The sequence below is a fragment of the Novipirellula methanifontis genome (genome assembly GCF_052161655.1).
Lineage (GTDB): Bacteria > Planctomycetota > Planctomycetia > Pirellulales > Pirellulaceae > Novipirellula.
This window is the reverse complement of sequence record NZ_CP197418.1, coordinates 5,577,341-5,595,178: the sequence shown is the minus strand read 5'-3', so window position 1 is coordinate 5,595,178 and position 17,838 is coordinate 5,577,341. Positions and strand designations below refer to the sequence as shown.

Sequence of the window (17,838 nt, the reverse complement as noted above, 5' to 3'; positions counted from 1 at the left end):
CAAAGCGTGAACCCCATCACGCTGTACCGCACGTTGCGTCTGCCTTCGGAAGTAATGAAAAATCATGAGTGTCACCGACAAAATTGCACGGAAAGTCATCGTCATCGGCGGCGGTTTGGCGGGCCTCGGTTCTGCATGTGTCCTGGCTGCTCGCGGGCATTCAGTGACATTGCTTGAGAAGAATGATTGGCTAGGCGGCAAGGCTGCTGAGTTGAGCGACCAGGGTTATCGCTTTGACATGGGCCCAACCATCTTGACGCTGCCGAGCGTGCTGAGACGCATTTTCGCCGAAGCGGGGCGTGAAATGGACGACTACATCTCGATGATCCCGCTGGACCCACAATGGCGATGCTTCTTTGAAAAAGAGGGGAACCAAGAACAGACCGTATTAGACTTGGTGGCCAATATTGACGAGATGACCGCCAACATCAATCGCTTTACTGGCTCTGCGAAGGACGGCATTGGCTATCGGAAATTCATGTCGATTAGCGAGAAATTGCACGGGGTTTCGGATCGCTTTTTTTTCTGGCGAAGCGTCGGCGGTCTGCGTGACACGATGCAGGTTGGCGGCGCGTTTTCGGCTGCTGTACTCAGTGACGTGATGGCGCTACGAATGGGGAAAAGTGTTGCATCGGTCGTTCGCAAACATGTCGATGATGACCGTCTGGCTCAGATGATGGATCACTTTACCCAGTACGTTGGTTCGTCACCTTACGCTTCGCCCGCCGTGCTGTGTGGAATCGCCCACATGCAAACCGACGAAGGGATTTGGTACCCGATCGGCGGTACCCGAGCGGTCCCCGAGGCATTGACTCAGTTAGCAGAAGAATTGGGCGTCGAGATTCGCACGGGCACCGATGTCATGCGAATCACCACATCCTCGTCCAACGCGGGGCCCTCAACCAAGGTGACCGGTGTCGTGACCGCAGGTGGTGAAACGATCTTGTGTGATGCGATCGTCAGCAACTGTGATGCGGTGCGAACGTACCGGGAATTGCTCGATGGCACGACTGAATCAACTCGCTTTGAAAAACCTCATTCCTACGAACCGGCGTGCAGCGGTGTGGTGCTGTATCTGGGGCTGAATCGACGCTATTCACAACTGCTGCATCACAATTTTGTTTTCTCGAAAGATCCCGAGCAGGAATTCGACTTCATTTACAACCGAGGCGAACTGGCACCGGATCCGTCGGCTTACGTCTGTGCCCCGGCGATCAGCGAACCGAATGTGGCCCCGCCGGGCTGCGAATCTCTGTACGTCCTGGTGCACACGCCTTACCTGCGTCCGAATCATGATTGGCACGAAATGTTGCCAAGATACCGTGAGACGATTTTGGACAAATTGGAATCGGCGGCCGGGATGAGCGGTTTGCGTGACGCGATCGTTTACGAATCCGCATTGACGCCCGAGGACATTCACAATCGCTATCGCGTGCTCAATGGGGCCATTTACGGACTAGCAAGCCACGGAAAGTTCCTCGGCGCGTTCAAACCCGCCAACCGTCGCCGCGATTTGTGCGGTTTGTATCTGGCCGGCGGGGCGGCTCACCCCGGCCCCGGGATGCCGATGGTGTTAATGAGTGGATGGATCGCTGCGGATTCGTTGGACGAGGATTCGCGAAACCGTAAGTCCATGCCCTGTTAGACCTGCATTTTCCGGTGAATCCGAAAATGATTGCTGCTCAGTCTATCCGCCGCTTGGGCGACTAGGAGAGTCGCGGCCGCCCGAGGAATACATGTGCGAAAACATGTGCAAAAACAGGGGGGACGAGCAACCCGCCGGCCGATAATTCGTTAAAATCTAACGGACGACGCCGTTCCCCCTCTTCTCTGATACTCCGAACGATTGAAACCATTAAATTCCGATATTCGTGGTCTTGTTCTTGCTGCGGTTGTCGCAACAACCGTATTTCTGATCGACTGTAATGTCACCCAGCACACGGCGGTCAGCGTGTTGTACGTGATCGCGGTCGGCAGCACGTTCCTGACACATCAGCGTAAACATGTCCTAATCGCAGCGGTATTGTGCAGTCTGATGACGCTGCTCGGTTGGTTCGTGTCCCCCGTGGATACCGCAGATATTAGTCCCAATTGGAACTGGCTGATCGCTTTGGTTGGAATTTGGGTCACCGCGGGGCTCTGCTCGCGAGTGCTGCGATTGGGTGCCGAACGGACCTTCAGCAACTTGTTGGGAGAACACCTGCAAGAGGAGTTGCGGTCCGAACAAACACGCGTTTCCGAAATCGAAGAGCGGTGTCGATTGACGATCGATGCTGCACTTGATGCGGTCATCATGATTGACGAGGACAGTCGGATCACGGAGTGGAACAAGCAAGCCGAACATACGTTCGGATGGACGCGTGAAGAGTCGTTGGGACAATCGCTCGCCGAGCTGATCATTCCCGAGCGATTACGTGCCGATCACTATCGCGGATTACAGAGGTTCAACAAAACCGGCAAGGCGATGGTGATGAACCAGCGTCTCGAATTGTCCGCGCTGCGTCGCAACGGCGAAGAGTTTCCAATCGAGTTGACGATCATCGTGATGCGGAACTCCGGCAAGAACCACTTCAGTGCTTTTGTGCGTGATATCACCGAGCACAAAGCGACGCTCGAAGAGCTTCGCAATCGAGAATTGCAAATCACCAGTTTGCTGAACTCGACTGCGGAGGGAATCTACGGTATCGATCTCGACGGTAGGTGCACGTTTGCAAATACGACCTGTGCGCGATTGCTTGGGTACGAGACGCCGGAAGAATTATTTGGCGTCAACATGCACGAATTGATTCACCACACTCGAATCGATGGTACTCCCTACAAACAAAAAGACTGTCAAATCTATTGTGCCTTTCGAGAGGGGAAAGGAGTGCACGTGGACGACGAGCACTTTTGGCGCAAAGACAAAACTTCATTTTCGGTTGAGTATTGGTCTTACCCCGTCCATGTCGAAGGCACCCTAGGTGGATCGGTTGTCACGTTTGTCGACACTTCGGATCGGAAGCGTCGGGAAAAGTTGCAAACGAAGATGTACGCAGAACTCGAAGATCGCGTCGCGTTACACGATCAAGAACTCGTCGCGATGCGAGACCGACTTGATTTGGCGCTCGAAGGTGCCAACGTGGGGCTCTGGGATTGGGATGCCGTCACCAACGAAGTTTATTTTTCCAAAACCGCAAAAACGCAACTTGGGTATGACGAGGACATGCCTTGGAACCAATTTCGCGACTGGGAGAACCGACTTCATCCCGATGACCATGATCAAGCGATGCAGACATTGAAAAGCTATTTCGCCGAACGTGGCGCCGTTTACCAATCGACGTTTCGAATGCGATGTGCCAATGGCGAATACCGCTGGGTGCTGTCGCAAGGGCATGGTGAATTTGACTTGGAAGGCAGTCCACTGCGTCTGATTGGGGTGCACATCGACATTCACGAACAGATCGAGAACGAGAAAATTCTCGAATGGCTCAATGGCGAACTCTCGCGAACCGTCGACGCCTTGCACAGCAGCAACATCGATCTACAGCAATTTGCGTACGTGGCGTCACACGATTTGCAGACTCCTTTACGTGCGATCGCCAGCTTCGCTCAGTTTTTGCAAGACGATTATGCAGGAAAATTCGACGACACCGCCGATGACTATCTAAAACGGATCGTCCAAGGTGCTCACAGGATGCAGCAACTGATTCGTGATCTGCTTGGCTACTCGCGGGTCGAATCGCGAGCGGCACCTTTTCAACCGACGTCGCTCAATGAGGCGTTTGACGACGCCGTTGAAATGCTTAGTTCATCGATCGCCGAAACCGAAGCACATATTACACGCGACGATCTGCCGACCATTCAAGCAGACAAGTCACAAATTGCACAGCTGTTCACGAATTTGATCGGAAATGCCGTGAAATACCACGGCGACGTTCCACCCAAGGTGCACGTCTCGTCCGAAACCAGCGATGAGTTGTACACAATTTCGGTGGAGGACAACGGGATCGGCATTGATCCGCAGCACCACGAGCGAGTGTTTGAAATCTTCCGTCGTTTGCACACTCAAACCGCCTACCCCGGGACGGGAATCGGGCTGGCCGTTTGTCGCCGTATCGTCAATCGGCATGGCGGTGATATCTCGGTAAAATCAAATGAGAGTAGCGGATGTACTTTCGTGTTTACGATTCCTGTGGATAATTCACAACTGGAATCGTTTGATGCAGAGAGCCCCGACGCAATCAGCATCGGGCATGATAAGGCGATGGGGGATGCATGAAAGTTGTAGATAGCGGACGACCGGCCGAAGTACTTTTGGTCGAAGATAACGAGGACGACGTGATTATTACGCGTCGTGGATTCAATAAGTCCGAATTGGAAGTGAATCTTCACCGTGTCGAAAATGGTGAACAGTGCATGCAGTTCCTGAGGAAATCAGGACCTTATATCGATGCGCCCACACCGGATTTGATCCTGCTCGATTTGAACATGCCCGTCAAAGATGGTCGCGAAGTCTTGGCTGAAATCGTTGCGGATGAACAATTGCGTCGATTAGCAGTCGTCGTTCTGACAACATCGGAATCCGATCGAGACCTGCTGACGATGTACGATTTGCGGTGCAGTTCCTACATTTTGAAACCCGTTGACTTCAAACAATTTCAACGCGTGATCAAATACATTGGCGAATATTGGTTCACTATCGTTGTATTGCCCAACGGAAAAGAGGAATAGGCGATCGAGACGGCTGGGTTTCCCGCTTGCCCGAATCCCCGCTTGCCCCAACCTCAGATCCCATAACCTCACGAAAGCCGACCCCCGTTTGTCATGATGCGCAAAACAGGTCAGAATCTCCCGCTCACAGCCGCTTCCGACGATTCCCGCTTGTATTTATGACCTCAGCTTCTTCTCGTGGCGTGTTTATTGTGATCGATGGCATCGATGGTGCGGGGAAATCGACCCAAGTCCAGCGATTGTGCGACTCACTGCGTCAACAAGGCTACCAAGTCACCCAATCTCGTGAACCGACCGATGGGCGATGGGGCAGTATGATTCGCAATAGTGCGACGACGGGGCGATTGTCACTCGACGAGGAACTCAGTGCGTTCGTGGAAGATCGTCGCGAACATGTGGCGGAGTTGATCCAACCGGCACTCGCCGAGGGGCACGTCGTGGTTGTCGATCGCTATTTCTACTCGACGGTCGCATACCAAGGCATCCGCGGTGCCGACACCGAAACGCTGTTGAAGGACATGCGAGCTGAGTTTCCGATTCCCGATCTCACCTTGTTTTTCGATCTGCCCGTGGATGTGGCTTTACAGCGAATTTCGGAGACGCGAGGCGATGTGCCCAACGAATTCGAACAAGAAGATTCGCTGACAAAAATTCGCAAGACGTTTCATCGGATGGCCAGCGAATGTGACGAAGTGCAGTTGCTCGATTGCACGTCAAGCGTTGATGACGTCGCCACCGAGATCGCCGCTCGAGTATCAAAAACGCTGGCGACGGCGTCTTAACAGGTACGTAGAAATATTAAAACTCAGAAACTGCCGTCGCCTGAGAGTCGTTGTCGTCGTCAGACGGTCGAATCCACGCTCGGGGGGGGCGTCGTAACGCACTTTGGCTCGCGAAATGGGACCGTCGAATTGCCAGCCTGACCCTCATAACCCCACTGAACGTCGTTATTGTCCAATTCCGACACGGTGTATCTGTGGCGTTATTCTTTGTCCCTTTTTGCTGACAAGACCAGGGCTATTTGATTACACTCTAGCCGGCGGATCTAGCAAACGAACTGAAACTTATCATGGTTCTCACGATGCGCCGCTGCCTGCGCACTCGGCAGAACCGACGGAGCCGACATAGCTGTGGCAATACACGTTGGGCTTGAGCACTATACTCGCTATTCCTATGACCGGCCGATCCGGATGTCACCGCATCTGATCCGTCTGCGGCCGGCACCTCATGCCCGCACGCCCATTCATAAATATCAGCTAAAGATTGAACCAGCCGATCACCATATCCACTGGCAACAAGATCCCTTTGGCAATCAAATCGCGCGGGTCATCTTTCCAGAACCAGTAACCGAGTTTGTGGTCGACGTTCAGTTGGTTGCGGAAATGACCGTAATCAACCCGTTTGACTTCTTTGTCGAGGAATACGCCGAGCAGTTTCCTTTCGAGTACGAGCCACTGCAGCGGCATGAGTTGGAACCGTATTTCGAAAAAACGGACAACGGTCCGCTGCTGGCCGCTTGGGTCGAAGGCATCGACCTGACTCGCCGACGCTGTGTCGATTTTCTCGTCTATATCAATCACAAATTACAACAGGACATCGGCTACAACATTCGCATGGCCGTCGGTATTCAAACGTGCGAAGAAACGCTCAAGATGCGTACCGGGTCCTGTCGCGATACCGCTTGGTTGTTAGTACAGATTCTCCGCCACATCGGACTCGCGGCGCGGTTTGTCTCAGGGTACTTGGTCCAGCTGACTCCGGATGAGGAATCCCTCGACGGTCCTTCGGGCACCGATCACGACTTTACCGATTTGCACGCGTGGACCGAGGTCTACATTCCTGGGGCTGGCTGGATTGGCTTGGACCCAACATCGGGCTTGTTTGCTGGCGAAGGCCATATTCCGTTGGCCTGTACACCGGATCCCATCAGTGCGGCACCTGTCACCGGAGCCTCCGAGAAATGTGAAGTTAAGTTCGATTTTCGCAACGTGGTCACACGGGTCCACGAAGATCCCCGAGTCACGAAGCCCTACACCGACGAACAATGGGAATCGATTCGTACATTGGGTCGCCAAGTCGATGACGAACTGAATCATCTTGACGTTCGTTTGACGATGGGCGGCGAACCGACGTTTGTTTCCATCGACGATATGGACGGAGCTCAGTGGAACACCGCAGCGTTGGGCGTGCATAAACGTGAACGCGCCGGCGTGTTGCTGAAGCGATTGAATGAATCGTTTGCCAGCGGTGCTTTGTTGCATTACGGCGAAGGCAAGTGGTACCCCGGAGAACCGCTGCCGCGCTGGGCGCTGGGATGTTTTTGGCGGAACGATGGTATACCGCTGTGGCGCGATGAACGCTGGATCGCCGACGAAACGAAACCTACCAACGTCACGGTCCACGACGCCGAGCGTTTTGGACAAGTCGTCGCGAGCATGCTGGGGATTGATTCACGATTTCTCGTCGCCGCTCGCGAAGATTGGCTGTACTACCTGTGGCGCGAGAGTCAGCAGCAGGTAGGAGCCGACAATATTGTCATTCCCTGGGCCCGGCAATACCGCGACGATCTTAGCCTTGCCCTTGCTCGTGGTTTAGATGGCGCGATTGGCTTTGCGTTACCACTACGTTGGGACTTTGCACGCGATCATTGGCAATCAGGGACATGGGCATTCCCACGCGGCGAGATGTTTTTAATGCCGGGCGGTTCCCCGATGGGTTTGCGATTGCCGCTTGGACAGTTGCCATGGGCTGTGGAAGAGTTATTTGAGTATGACTACATCGCTCCCTCTTTGCAGCCACCTCTCGGCGAAGCGAGCGGTGGTGGAAATGCGGTTGCGCCTCCTCCGGCTGATGCCGACCCCGAGACCGTGCGTGCCTTCTTTAAACAGCTTGTCGAAGTTCCCTATACGGCGTTGTGCATCGAGCCTCGACAAGGGCATCTCTATGTTTTCATGCCGCGAATCGAAGACTTTGATCACTACACTGCATTGCTTTCGGCGATCGAGGCGACTGCCGCCGAACTGCAATTGCCCGTGTTAATCGAAGGTTACGAACCGCCCGATGCGCCGCAACTCGAGTCGCTGAAGGTCACCCCGGATCCGGGGGTGATCGAGGTCAACATCCAACCCGCTGATAACTGGGACGATCTCGAACAAAACACGGTGACCTTATACGAGCAAGCACGGTTGTCACGGCTTGCTACGGAAAAGTTCATGCTGGACGGTCGACACACTGGTACCGGCGGTGGTAACCATGTGACGCTCGGTGCAGAACAGCCCGCCGACAGTCCGTTTTTGCGTCGCCCCGACCTGTTGCGATCGCTGATCACTTACTGGCAACATCATCCGTCGCTGTCATATTTGTTCTCAGGATTGTTTATTGGTCCAACTTCGCAAGCGCCTCGGATCGACGAACGCGGCAATCATTTGCTTGATGAATTGGAGGTCAGTTTAAGTGAAATCGAAACCGGGGTATCGCCGGTTGAGCTGGATCATTGTTTGCGAAGTTTCCTGGCCGATTTGACTGGCAATACACACCGAGCTGAATTTTGTATCGATAAACTTTATCCTGCCGATCGCCCCAAGGGACGCTTCGGCCTGGTTGAGTTTCGGGCCTTTGAGATGCCGCCGCACTCGCGTATGAGTCTGGCACAAATGCTGCTCCTGCGAGCATTGATCGCAAAGTTTTGGCGTAAACCGTATCGTCATCGTTTGGTCCGATGGGGAACGGCGCTGCACGACCGCTTTATGTTACCGCACTACGTCCGCAGCGATTTCCAATCGGTCATGACGGAGCTTTCGGATGACGGCTATCCATTTGATTTGGGATGGTACGAACCGTTCTTCGAATTCCGTTTTCCCGTTTATGGACGTGTGACGTACGGAGGAGTTGAACTGGAGTTACGGATGGCACTCGAGCCGTGGTTGGTATTGGACGAAGAGGACGGGGCGCAGCGTCAGGCTCGCGTCGTCGATTCGGCCGTTGAGCGACTTGAGATCGTCTGCCGTGGCCTTGATCCGAAACGGTATCGCGTCACTTGTAACCGCCGCAGTTTGCCATTGCAAGAAACCGGTGTGCCAAATGAGTACGTTGCGGGCGTCCGGTTCAAAGCGTGGAAAGCCGCGTTCGGTTTGCATCCCACAATCGGAATGCATGCCCCGCTTGTGTTCGACATCTTCGACCTGCAACTGGGGCGATCGATCGGCGGTTGCGTTTACCACGTCTCCCATCCAGGTGGTCTTGGCTACGATTCGTTCCCCATCAATGCGTTTGAAGCGGAGGCACGCCGCATGTCGCGGTTCTGGTCTTGGGGCCATAGCAGCGGCGACTCACCGCTTCCGAAATGGGTCGATCAATTAAAAGATTATTACGCAGATATGCCTCCGTTGCCGCAACGTGATCCTGACGCTGCACCCAATTCTGATTACCCGCACACCTTAGACCTTCGTCGCGAAATTTAATGATGAGTATGCGTGTCGCCCTTAGCCACCAACTTCGTTTCGTCTTTCATCGTCAAGTGAATCCGACAACGTTGTGGTTACGACTTCGTCCTGCGCCCCATACGGTGGCGAAGATCGAGGCCTATTCGATGAAAGTTCATGCGGAACCCAATTGGTTGACCTGGGCACGCGATCCGTTTGAAAACCATCTCGGTCGCTTGGATTTGCCAGAGCCGTTCAGCCGGATCGGATTTGACAATGAGTTTATTGCGGACCTTGATCCGATCAATCCATTCGACTTCTTTGTCGAACCGTTTGCCAACGACTATCCGTTCGAATATCCCGAACAAATACGCAAAGAGCTGCTTCCCTATTTACATCTCGAGACCTGTGGTGCTGACTTTTCAAGCTGGTTGAATGAACTCGACCGCTCACCCCTTTATTTGGTCGAGTTCCTGACGCTCTTGAACAACGCCGTTCATGAAAAATTCAAGGTGAATTCAACGACGGCGGCTGGGCCCATGGATTTGGATGCGATCACCAAGAACGGTGGCGGTTCGTCGAGGGATCTAGCTTGGGTGCTGACACAAACGTTGCGTGCGGTGGGACTGGCAGCTCGATTTACCTCGGGGTATTTGATCTCCCTGACCACTGATAGTGAGGGTGACATCAGCGACGACGAGAGCAATGACGCGGCAAGGCTGCACGCTTGGAGCGAAGTGTTCGTGCCTGGTGCAGGTTGGATCGGCTTGGACCCAAGTCTGGGCGTCTTTACCGCAGAAAACCACGTTCCATTAGCCAGTGCACCCGATCGATTTCGCACTTTGCCGTTGGTCGGTATCAAAGATCAGCTCGTCGCTTCCTCGCATGACGAAGTGAAGCTCCAACGTTTGAAACCGATCGCACAGGACAAATTGCTCAGCGAAACCCATTGGCGTGACGTTGCAGCGACAGGACGGTATGTTGATGACGTCCTGAAACAGCAAAACCTGGGCTTGTGTAGCGGCGCCGAGGTTAATTTCGTAGTCGACTCGGCATTGCCCACCAACAATCAAGCTTTGGGTGACGGCAATCAGGATGTAGCAAGACAATTGATGTGTCGATTGAAAGCGAAATGGGCACCGGGTGGCGCGGTCCACCTCGGCCAAGGCGAACACTATCGTGGCGAGGCCAGCGCACGATGGCGGATGAGTTGCTATTTCCGCACCGATGGCCACCCGCTGTTACGTCATGCCCAAACTTTGGCTGACAATGAAGACTCCGCCCATAATGTGACAAGCGATGATGCACAGCAATTTGCAAGCACTTTGGCGACCAGTCTTGGGCTCAACTCCGAATTCGTAATCTCGGCTCACGAAGATCGACTGCACCAACTTTGGTCCGACCCTGCACTACTGAGCTATATTCCGAGTTCGGATGAACTGAAAGATCCTTTACAGAGGAAAAAACTAGCCCAGCAGCTCTCGTCGACTCAGGCCGAACCGGCGGGTTATGTTCTGCCGATGCGTTGGGATCCTGTTGATCAATGTTGGGCGAGCGGGAAATGGGAATTCCGTCGCGACGCCTTGTATCTGTTGCCGGGCGATTTTCCGATCGGTTTCCGGTTGCCGCTTGATAGTTTATCGAAACTAGCGACAGAGCCAGATGATATTGCCACCGAGCCGAGCCCGCTTGAAGAAAAAGCTTTGTTGCCCGAAGTTTACGGCGAACCAAGTGCACGACAATCGGTGATTGCAGCGACCAGTGATGTGCCGGAGGATGTTGACAGCGGTCGCAATGGCCGAGCACCAAGAACCGCGATGTGCATCGAAGCCCGTGATAATGCGATTCATGTCTTCATGCCACCAATTCATTACGTTGAACATTATGTCGAATTGGTTGCAACCATCGAGACGACGGCAGTACAGTTGAAACTTCCGGTTGTACTCGAAGGCTATGCCCCCCCGCACGATCAACGTGTACGCCGATTTGTGATCGAGCCCGACGGAGTCCGTTTGCGATTGTTTTTGCCTGCGGCAGCGAGCTGGCAAGAACAACACGAGATTTATGAGACCGTCTTTGCCGCAGCCGATTCGTTAAGCCTAGTTGCCCAGAACCGATTGGCCCAGAACCGCTCGGCCCAGGGCGACGCGGGTGGTATCGACCCTGAAGAAATCAACGAGGAAGATGTCCAGCGTCCCTATAACAACACCACGCTAACGCTGAGCGGAACGACGCCGTCGACAAGTCCGTTTCTTAATCATCCGCAATTGTTGCGATCGCTGATTAGTTACTGGCAAAACCACCCGTGTTTGTCTTATCTGTTTTCCGGCACTCAAATCGGGCCAAGCGGCAATGCGCCTCGCCCCGACGAAGGTCGTGATGACGCGTTATACGAACTTGGCATCGCATTGGAGCGTTTCCCCGTTGGGGAAACGCCGCATCTTTGGCTGCCGGATCGCTTGCTTCGCCACTTGTTAGCCGATGCGTCGGGCAACATGCGCCGCGCCGAAATTCGCGTGGATAATTTGTATGCACCCGAACGCCAAAGTCGGCGACTCGGCGAAATCATGCTGCAAAGCTTTGCAATGGCACCGACCGCAAAGCTCGCGTCCTTGCAGTCATTGCTGCTGCGTTCGCTCATTGCCCACTTTCATCGTCGGCCGTACACGCAACCCTTGGTCGCATGGGAGAGCCAACTGCATGACCGTTTCATGTTGCCTCAGGTGTTGTGGGATGATTTTGGTTCGGTGATCCGCGAACTGAATGAATCTGGGTTTCCGCTGCAGCAGGAGTGGTTTGCGTCCACTCTGAATCTGAACTTTCCGCGTCTGGGATGGGTGCAAATCGGCGATATCACATTGGAATTGCGAAGGGCACACGAACCATCACCGCTACTGGCCGAAGAGGTAACCGCCGGTGGAATCGCTCGTTTTATCGACGTTGCGAATGAGCGGTTACAGGTGCGGCTCAGCGGACTCGTACCCGATCGTTACGTTTTAGCTTGTAATCACGAGATGGTGCCGCTGAAACGTGGTTCGATCGATGGCGATTACCTCGCCGGGGTTCGTTACAAAGTGACTCAGCCACCCTCGACTCTGCATCCCACGATTGCTCCTGTCACCGCGTTGGTCTTTGATCTGATTGACACGTGGACAGGCAAGGTGATTGGCGGTTGCACCTACTATCCATCGGCACCTCAAATGTGGCCTGAGGCCGTGCTGGGGACTCCAGCGGCGAGTGATCTCGGTGGTCGTCAACCGACCGAACCACTCGCTCCGATTCCGCCTTCGCCCGTTCGTGTAGCCGGCCGCTTCACCGGATCCGGCAGTGCTGACCAAACGCTGACGACGCCCACACAACTTCTCGATCGCCGATTTCCTTACTTGTTGGATTTGACCAAAGTCGCTGTTGGAAAGGGAATGGTGATGAACGACGTGCGTGTCGTGTAAGTTCGACTTCCTTCGCCTACTGGCGGGATGACTCTTAGCGGAAGTCGTCAAGACTTTCGTGAATCGCCGGGCATGTCGAAACTCTCGGGCGATTTTCCGCTACTTCAGGAATTGTTCCGAAGACCCTTAGCCACTTTGCTGGGTCACCTGGACCTCGACTTCCATTAACGATTTCGCTTGTCCGTGATAGGAACCGGACACCGGAGGAATCCATTCCGGATGGCGGGCGACTGCGACAGCGATGTGATCGCCTCCGACTCGCTGGCCTGCGGTCGAGTCGAATCCTCGCCAACCGGTGCCTGTCAAATAGACTTCGCACCACGCATGCGTGGCTCCGTCGGCTAGGGGCAGGTTCGCTTCATATCGGTAACCGCTGACGAAACGTGCGGCCAAACCGAGGTGCCGACATGCCTCCATGAACAATGTGGCGAAGTCGCGACACGATCCGGTCCCCTTTTCGAGTGTCTCGGCAGGACGTTGGACGCCGAGTGCCTCGCGTCGACCATATTGCAACTGCCCGGGGATGGCTTCGTTTATCTGGTTTAACAGATCAAGCGTTGGCAGCGATTGACCAGGCTTCCAAAATCCCTCGATCCAATCCTTCAGCGCCTCAGCACCTCGCGTGAAGACCGGCAGCATGTAGGGCAGCAAGTCTTCTCGTTCCCCGACATCGTATTGAAAAGGAAATTGCTGGACACGCGGATCCAATCGGACGTCGGCGGGAACGTCCTCGTAATGGTCGATCACGACTTCGCTGTCAAACTCTAGGAAATCGGACTCATTCTGAAACGTGACCACCGCGACGGAATTTCCATGAGCGTCGCGGTGCCAATGAATCGCATGTTCGGGTTGGATGCCCAACTGCGAAGTGACAATGCGGATATCGTGCCCTTCGCGTGGTCGCAACATAAGCTTGTGGGCGTGCAACTTAACGGGGTGGGGATATCGGTAACGCGTTTTGTGTATTATTTTGAGTCGGCGCATGTGTAAATCTTATCGGACACAGAGCTCTTCAAACTACCCCTCGCGACGAAGCGAAGACTCGATGAACTCAGATGATAATGTGATGCTGGCCTTGGCAGCACACGATGAAGCGGTCAATCGCTTAGGGAGAACGATTTGGGTTGGTGCGGAACCCACCTACACCGATCGCGGTTCGGAAACACCGCAATGGCTGTTTAACGCGCTCGGCGAAGACAAACTTCAGCGGGGCCAACGGATGCTGAAGCGTCTCGCTCAATCCGACCCTGGTGCGGCGGTCTTGCATTGCGTGGGGCGTCAATACAGTGGCGAACCCTGCCCGCGATGGAGTCTGGGGCTGTACTCGCGTCGTGATGGTTGCCCCGTGTGGGATGGACCGCCCGATGTTTTGCTTCGTAAAGTCAGCGCCGATGCTGCAACAAACGCAACGAAGCCCGAGACGCTTGCGGCTGAATTGACTTCGGTCTTGAATTCGATCGGTTTGACTGCGTCGACATTGGACGCTCCCTTGGCCAACCGCGTCGTCTTTCGCAGCGATGACGTGGCTCCGGTTACCGACGTCGCCGAGCAGCCGCTGTTGATTCGGCCATCGCTTCACGGCGAGCAGGTCGAGGGAGCCGAAGTCACCGATTCGTTAGCCGAGGACGGCACGTTTCTAGTCGTCTGCTTGAGCGAACAGGATGCGGTGCGAGTCGAGCTACCTCGAATTGGCGATGTCCGCGAATTCCAGCGGTTGTTGTCTGCCGTTTCGGCCGCGGCGTTAAAATCTGACGTGGGTGCGATCATTCTTTCGGGATATCCGCCACCAGTGGACGCGAGCGTGGCGTGGACGACGATCACACCCGACCCAGCAGTGATCGAAGTTAACATGGCACCGGTCGGATGTGCGACCGAGCTGCTTGAGCGGCTGCAAGAATTGGCGGCTGCGGCGGACGACGAGGGGATGGCGACCTATCGCTTGCAATACAATGGCGTGGAGAGCGATTCGGGAGGCGGTGGGCACATTACGTTTGGTGGAGTCGAGCCATCGGCTAGCCCGTTTTTGACGGTGCCAAGTTTGTTGCCCAGTTTGGTGCGGTATTTCAATCGACATCCGTCGCTTTCGTACTTGCACGCAGTCGACTCAGTCGGATCGGACAGTCAAGCGCCGCGAGTCGATGAAACACTGTCACAGGCATTGCCAGAACTTTCGCTTGCACTCGAGTTGCTCGCTCGCGTCGACAATCCGCTGCCTGAGACGATTTGGGGAACGCTCGCACCGTTTTTGTCGGATCCGTCCGGGAATAGCCATAGAGCAGAGATCAATATCGAAAAGCTCGCAAATCCGCATCTCGGCGGCCGTGGACGGCTTGGTTTGGTCGAGTTTCGTGCGTTGCGGATGGCGGCCGATCCCGAGACGATGGCATCGTTGGCCGCGTTGTTTCGCGCCGTCGTCGCGATGCTTGCCGAGTATCCCACAAACGATCCGTTAATCGATTGGGGCGAATCACTGCACCAGCGGTTCTCGCTGCCTTATTACTTGGGTCGCGATTTGCAAGAAGTATTGGCGGACTTGGAAAACCACGGCCTAGGACTTGCCGCTCCCTTGGTCGAACGTGTGCTTTGCGATCGTCATCGTGTGTTGACGGATTGTCAGCTCGGCAATTCGCGGTTCGAGTTGCGTCGGGCGTTGGAGTTTTGGCCGTTGGTCGGCGACGTTGCGACGCAGGAACGAGGTGGTTCACGACTGATTGATTCCAGCTCGTCGCGAATCGAAGTCCGATTGCGGTCGTCCAGCGAGCAGGAGCTTCGCGATTGGACTCTGTCGGTTGGCGATTGGGTGATTCCGCTTCATGACGAAGTTGACGATGCGGGGTCGTTGCGGTTGGCGGGGCTGCGTTATCGCAGTTTCGTGCCGCTGGCCGGACTGCATCCCACGCTCGGTGCACAGTCGCCATTGACGTTGACGCTATCTCATCCTGTTGAGGGATCGTGGCGGATCACGTTGCACGAATGGCATCCGCTGGGCGAGCCGTATCCCGGATTGCCGTCGACGATTGCCGAAGCACGCCAGCGCCGCGCGGATCGTTGTGTAGTCAAATCACTCGACGGACCACCGATGGCGTTGACGCCGCCGCCCGCCGAAGCGGTGGGGCAGTGCGTTGTGGATCTGCGCTGGCAATAAGCGTGGCATACGGTATCGCCATTCAATAGGATCAGGCCATCAAAAGAGCTCGGACTAGTCCTGATCGCAGAAATCAGACTCGCTAAGGTGCCACTTGATTAGGCGGTCGATGCCAAAGGACGACGCATCTCCGCAACTTGCGGCCTAGTCCAAAACGCCATCTAGTTTGATCGGGCTCGCGGCGCAATCCGTCCGGTTGCAGTAAGGAACACGTTCGAATTGGGTTGGGCGACGCGTGTAGCTACGCAAATTCCCGCTATTCTGTCATCCTTTGCCATTGGCGTGATTCAAAAGTCCGCAAAGAGGGTCTTTCTAACATCACTTGGCACACCAATCGCAATGAGGCAATTAGCGGACAGGTCTGCGAGCCTTTGGTAAACACATCGCTTGGTTCCCCACGGCCCGCAGCTCACGGTTGCAATTCCTCCTTCCTTCCCAAGTCTTAACGCTGGTTGCTATGAAAAAGATCGAAGCGGTTATCCGACATTTCAAGTTGGACTCAGTTAAACAGTCGTTGGTCGATCATGGCTTTGGCGGGATGACCGTTTCGGAGGTCAAGAGTTATGGCGAAGAGGTCGCGCAGAAAGAAGTTTACCGAGGAGCCAAGTTTGAGTACGACTTCATTCCCAATATCAAAATCGAGGTCGTCGTCTTAGACCATCAATTGCAGACCGCCCTGGACGCATTGTTGACAGCGGCGCGAGTGGATGGTGCCAGCGATGGCAATGTTTTTGTGACCGAAATCGGCGACGCGTTTCGCATCCGCACTTCGGAGCATGGTGAAGTCGCGTTGTAGAACGCTCGGTTGGGCTAGCCCATGAACGTCGCTAATGGTCCGATTTCAAATTTACACGTGGGTAAAGCCAGCTTTGAAACAGCCATGTCAAAAGTGGCATGATCACCCATGTCATCATCGCGACACTGATCGCAGCAATCCCCGCGCTGCCGATCGCTGGATGTAGTGAGGCGGCGTGAGGTTTCAGAAAACCGACCAGCGGAAGCACGGTCGCGTAGACCGCGATCCAGACGACGATCGCCATCTTGTATTTGGGCGGCGCCGCTAGGTCGCAACCGCCGTGATGAGGCAGTTCGAACCAAGTTTCTAATCCCGTTAAGTGATGGATATCCGCGGGTTTACCTTCAAATGGCTGCAGCCGAGCGACCTTCTCTTTGCGTTCAGCCGAATGGTACCAGCGATGCATATTCTCGACAGAATCAAACTTCGAGATCACGCGGTAGTGCCGATCGCCCGATTGCTGAGGCCGCAGCACTAACGCCCCGAGATGTCCAGGAAAGTCAAGCGACGTGCGAATTAAGTCGCCATTCGCCTGTTCCCATTCACGTTCTTTGCCTGCTTTCGGAAACGCGGTGACAAAGATCGTTGCTGGCTGGGTGGATCCCGACTCATCGAGATTCGCAACCGGATCCGGTTTTGCGGCAGCTTCGGCAGTCGTCGTCGTTCGGAAATCCAATTCGTATGCTCCACGCTTCGGTCGCGGAATGGTTCGACTCAGCAAATTCATTGATGTGCCTCCTTGGTCAGCGACTCACGGGTCTTTTCCAGCAACGTGATTAATTGCTTGAGCTCTTTTTGAGTGAGGCTTTTCAGCAGACTCGACTCGAGCTCTTCCAGGAACGGCATCGCTTGGTTGCAGAGCGTTTCGCCTTGTTTGGTGATGCTGACATACACCACCCGACGATCTTCGCTGCAACGATGACGTTGGACCCTTCCTTGTTTTTCAAGTCGATCGACGACCCCGGTAATGGCAGGCACGACCTGAATCATCTGCTGCTTAATCTCGCCACAGGTGAGTTCCCGCCCCTCCGTTTGGAGGATACGCAGCATGTTAAACTGAGCTAGCGTCAAATCACGTTCGCGAAAGAATCGCACCAGCCGGTTTTCGAGCTGGTCGCCGGTGCGTAGCAAACTTACGAGCACTTCTTGTTGCAGTGAAGCGAACGGTTGATTGCGATGAAGTTCGCTTTGCAGATTTTGTGGGGGCATGGCAGGCTTTCCAAAGTACTTGACGCGAAAATAGTTTACGCATAAAACATCTGCAGTCAAGCGGGGAGCATTACGGGAGCTCGCTGCGTTTTTTCGCTTTTACCCTGT

Annotated in this window: 11 protein-coding genes; 8 read left to right on the top strand and 3 right to left on the bottom strand. The window is 54.6% G+C overall.

Annotated features, from left to right (window positions below):
- Positions 1-64: 64 nt before the first annotated feature.
- The 6 genes from SH528x_RS20350 (at position 65) to SH528x_RS20325 (ending at position 12,580) form a co-directional block, all read left to right on the top strand.
- Positions 65-1,645, top strand: a complete 1,581-nt coding sequence (locus SH528x_RS20350) for a phytoene desaturase family protein (protein ID WP_442505288.1) — start codon at positions 65-67, stop codon at positions 1,643-1,645.
- A 201-nt stretch (positions 1,646-1,846) separates the two neighbouring features.
- The gene (locus tag SH528x_RS20345) at positions 1,847-4,258 is read left to right on the top strand and encodes a PAS domain-containing sensor histidine kinase (protein WP_442505287.1); all 2,412 of its coding nucleotides are present in this window, start codon (positions 1,847-1,849) and stop codon (positions 4,256-4,258) included.
- Positions 4,255-4,710, top strand: coding sequence for a response regulator (locus SH528x_RS20340; protein ID WP_442505286.1), 456 nt, complete (start codon positions 4,255-4,257; stop codon positions 4,708-4,710). Before SH528x_RS20345 ends, SH528x_RS20340 begins: the two co-directional genes overlap by 4 nt.
- A gap of 158 nt (positions 4,711-4,868) precedes the next feature.
- Positions 4,869-5,492, top strand: coding sequence for a dTMP kinase (gene tmk, locus SH528x_RS20335; RefSeq protein WP_442505285.1), 624 nt, complete (start codon positions 4,869-4,871; stop codon positions 5,490-5,492).
- Between the two features lie 348 nt (positions 5,493-5,840).
- Positions 5,841-9,170: a transglutaminase family protein gene (locus SH528x_RS20330; protein ID WP_442505284.1), complete on the top strand. Its 3,330-nt coding sequence runs from the start codon at positions 5,841-5,843 to the stop codon at positions 9,168-9,170.
- The gene (locus SH528x_RS20325; protein WP_442505283.1) at positions 9,170-12,580 is read left to right on the top strand and encodes a transglutaminase family protein; all 3,411 of its coding nucleotides are present in this window, start codon (positions 9,170-9,172) and stop codon (positions 12,578-12,580) included. The genes SH528x_RS20330 and SH528x_RS20325 overlap by 1 nt, the downstream gene beginning before the upstream one ends.
- A 126-nt stretch (positions 12,581-12,706) precedes the next feature.
- Here the strand turns inward: SH528x_RS20325 and SH528x_RS20320 are convergent, their stop codons facing one another.
- Positions 12,707-13,564: a transglutaminase family protein gene (locus SH528x_RS20320; RefSeq protein ID WP_442505282.1), complete on the bottom strand. Its 858-nt coding sequence runs from the start codon at positions 13,562-13,564 to the stop codon at positions 12,707-12,709.
- Positions 13,565-13,625: 61 nt separating this feature from the next.
- Between SH528x_RS20320 and SH528x_RS20315 the strand changes: the two genes are divergently transcribed.
- Complete coding sequence (locus SH528x_RS20315) at positions 13,626-15,725, top strand: transglutaminase family protein (RefSeq protein ID WP_442505281.1); 2,100 nt, start codon at positions 13,626-13,628, stop codon at positions 15,723-15,725.
- Positions 15,726-16,182: 457 nt separating this feature from the next.
- Positions 16,183-16,521, top strand: coding sequence for a P-II family nitrogen regulator (locus SH528x_RS20310; protein ID WP_442505280.1), 339 nt, complete (start codon positions 16,183-16,185; stop codon positions 16,519-16,521).
- 31 nt (positions 16,522-16,552) lie between these two features.
- On the opposite strand, the gene SH528x_RS20305 is transcribed toward SH528x_RS20310, so the two are convergent.
- On the bottom strand, positions 16,553-17,248 hold the full coding sequence (locus SH528x_RS20305) for an antibiotic biosynthesis monooxygenase (RefSeq protein ID WP_442505279.1): 696 nt from the start codon (positions 17,246-17,248) through the stop codon (positions 16,553-16,555).
- On the bottom strand, positions 17,245-17,730 hold the full coding sequence (locus tag SH528x_RS20300; protein WP_442505278.1) for a MarR family winged helix-turn-helix transcriptional regulator: 486 nt from the start codon (positions 17,728-17,730) through the stop codon (positions 17,245-17,247). Before SH528x_RS20300 ends, SH528x_RS20305 begins: the two co-directional genes overlap by 4 nt.
- Between the last annotated feature and the right edge of the window lie 108 nt (positions 17,731-17,838).